The sequence below is a fragment of the Microbacterium sp. SD291 genome (assembly GCF_017355365.1).
GTDB lineage: Bacteria > Actinomycetota > Actinomycetes > Actinomycetales > Microbacteriaceae > Microbacterium.
This window is the reverse complement of the sequence record NZ_JADIJR010000065.1, coordinates 1-2,596: the sequence shown is the minus strand read 5'-3', so window position 1 is coordinate 2,596 and position 2,596 is coordinate 1. Positions and strand designations below refer to the sequence as shown.

Sequence of the window (2,596 nt, the reverse complement as noted above, 5' to 3'; positions counted from 1 at the left end):
TGAGTATTCGAGGGTCTGAGCAGCACTGTTATTGCGGTTGAGCAGCACTGAGTATTGCGAGTGTGCAGCATCGGGTAGCGCTGGTGAGCAGCACCCGGTGGAGCGGCTCACCAGCGCTTGGTTCAGGAAAGTCCGGCGGTGTGTTCGCGCATGTTCGCGGCTCCGGTTTCTACCCAGATTGTGTGGTGAACGATCCTGTCCATGATCGCGTCGGCGTGGACATCGCCGCCGAGGCGCCCGTGCCAGTCTTTCTTCGCGTACTGGGTGCAGAACACGGTCGAGACGGAGTCGTAGCGACGTTCGAGGAGCTCCAGGAGCATGCCGCGCAGTTGGTCACCGGGCGGGTCGAGGAGCCATTCATCGATCACGAGGAGCTGGAACGCTGCGTACTTGCGGAGGAACTTCTCCTTCCCGCCGGGCTTATCGACCGCGCTCAGCCAGGCTTCTTCGAGGTCAGGCATACGAATGTAGTGCGCTCGGTAGCGGTGTTGACAGGCGGCTTTCGCGAGAGCGGACCCGAGATATGTTTTCCCGGACCCCGTGAATCCTTGGAAAACGACGTTCTGGCCGCGGCCGATGAACGTGCAGGTGCCGAGCTGTGCGATCACGCTCCGATCGATGCGACGCTCCTCGATCAAATCGAGCCGCCTGAGCTCGGCGTCCGGGTAACGGAGCCCTGCCCTTCGGATGAGGCCCTCGATCTTCTGCTGCGAGAAGAGGGTGTGGGCGTCATCAACGGCGAGCTTCACCCGCTCACCGAATGCGATCCCCAACATGAGGGTCTCGTCTTGCGCGTCGAGCGCGTCAACGAGTCCGGTGACGCCCATCTCGCGAAGCTTGCGTTTGGTCTCGATATCGATCAGCGTCATTTGCCCGCACCCCCGTAGTAGTCGGCGCCACGCACATACCCGGCAGGAGGAGTGTCCTCGGCGGTGGGCGCGAACCTGGGTGACCGGTTCCCGAGCTCGTCTTGCCGGGACTCAAGAATCGGTCTGAGATGCGCATACCTGGGTGATCGCACACGGCTCGCCAGAGCGATCTCGCATGCCCGTTCCACCCTTGCGTTCGAGTAACGCTGAGTAAGTCGAAGGACCGCGAGGGCCGGATTCAGACCCTGCTCAGCGACGGGCACCGATTCGAAGACCAGGTCGATCACCGTGGTGGTGTGCTCACCGATCCTCACCGCCCACGCGCGCACCCGCCTCGGATCCCATTGCTGATACCTCGGCCCGTCGGGGAGGTCACCATCGTGCGTTCGATACTCGTTCACGGCGCCGATCGGGGCGAGGAGGTGCGAGGAGAGCCGGTCACCGCCAAGGAACACCTCGAGCATGCTGCTCGTGACGCGCAGATCAACCACGTTCCCGACATGCATGTAAGGGACGGAGTAATGGTTCTTCTCCCAGACGACGTGCCCGTCACGGCCGACTCTGCGCCCGTAAGCCCAGCGGCTGATCTCATACGCGACCACGGGGAGCGGGCGAAGTCGGGGCTGCTCCTCCGTTTCGAACACGCTGAGCCGTGAGCCTTGTCGTTTCTGGAACGGTTCCCGGTTGAACGCTGCCATCTGCTCGTAAATCGCAGCGCGAAGCTCAGCCAACGTCGCGAACGGACGGTTCCGTAACGCGGCGATCACCCAGGTCGCGGTGCTCCAGACCGTGTTCTCCACGCTCGGCTTGTCCTTCGGTTTCCGGGGCCGGCCGGGGATGACTGCCGCGGAGTAGTGCGCCGCGAGCTCTCGATAGGCGTCGTTGAGGACGACCTCGCCCTCACGCGGATGCTTCAGCACCCCCGTCTTGAGATTGTCGGGCACGATCCTGGGCGTGCTGCCGCCGAACCAGGCGAACATCGCCACGTGCGCTTCAAGCCACGTGTCTTGCCGCATATCGAGAGCCGGTTCCACGAACGCATACCGGCTGAAGGGCGCACACGCGACGAAGAGATACACCTTCGCCGTTTCGCCCGTCACCGGGTTGATGAGCTGCATCGTGGGGCCTGACCAGTCCACCTCGATCGTCTGCCCGGCCTTATGACCGACGCGCGACGAGACCCCGAGAGCGCGGACGAAGTGGGCGTAATTCTTGCAGAACCGGTCATACCCCATCCCCGCAGCACCGTTGCTCTGGCAGCGGTCGAGATACTCGGCGTGGAGGAGCTTCAGCGTGACGCCCACCCTCGCGAGCTCCTTATGCACCACGGCCCAGTCGGGCTGCACATAGACGCTCTCCCGGGCGCCGGTGTCGGGGAACAGCCGCTCATACACCTCGCCGTCACTCATCCCGGACGCAGTCGCCCAGCTGAGGTCCTCACGGGCGGCGGCCCGCTCGACCTTGATCACGCTGTGCTGCGATACCCCATGCGCTTCGATCTGCCGCAGCGACAACCCTTCCGCGCGGAGCCGGAGCACCAGTTTCGCTTTGATCTTTCGTACCATCAGTAATTACTCCTTCTGCCGCGCGATTACGGCGCACGGCAGAAGGAGCTTCCCACGATGTTGTCCGCCTCGAACGCCAATGCTGTCGACAACGAATAACGCGGTCGAGACACAGTGCTGCTCAACGGCAATAACGGTGCTGCTCAGAAGACCAACTACTCA

2 protein-coding genes are annotated in these 2,596 nt (G+C 63.1%); both read right to left on the bottom strand.

Features of this window, described 5'->3' with window-relative positions; genetic code table 11:
• Positions 1–122: 122 nt before the first annotated feature.
• On the bottom strand, positions 123–869 hold the full coding sequence (locus IPV10_RS16765) for an ATP-binding protein (RefSeq protein WP_207485797.1): 747 nt from the start codon (positions 867–869) through the stop codon (positions 123–125).
• Positions 866–2,434 carry an IS21 family transposase gene (gene istA, locus IPV10_RS16760; RefSeq protein ID WP_207485795.1) on the bottom strand — a complete coding sequence of 523 codons (1,569 nt, stop codon included), beginning with the start codon at positions 2,432–2,434 and terminating at the stop codon, positions 866–868. The genes IPV10_RS16765 and istA overlap by 4 nt, the downstream gene beginning before the upstream one ends.
• Positions 2,435–2,596: the final 162 nt, after the last annotated feature.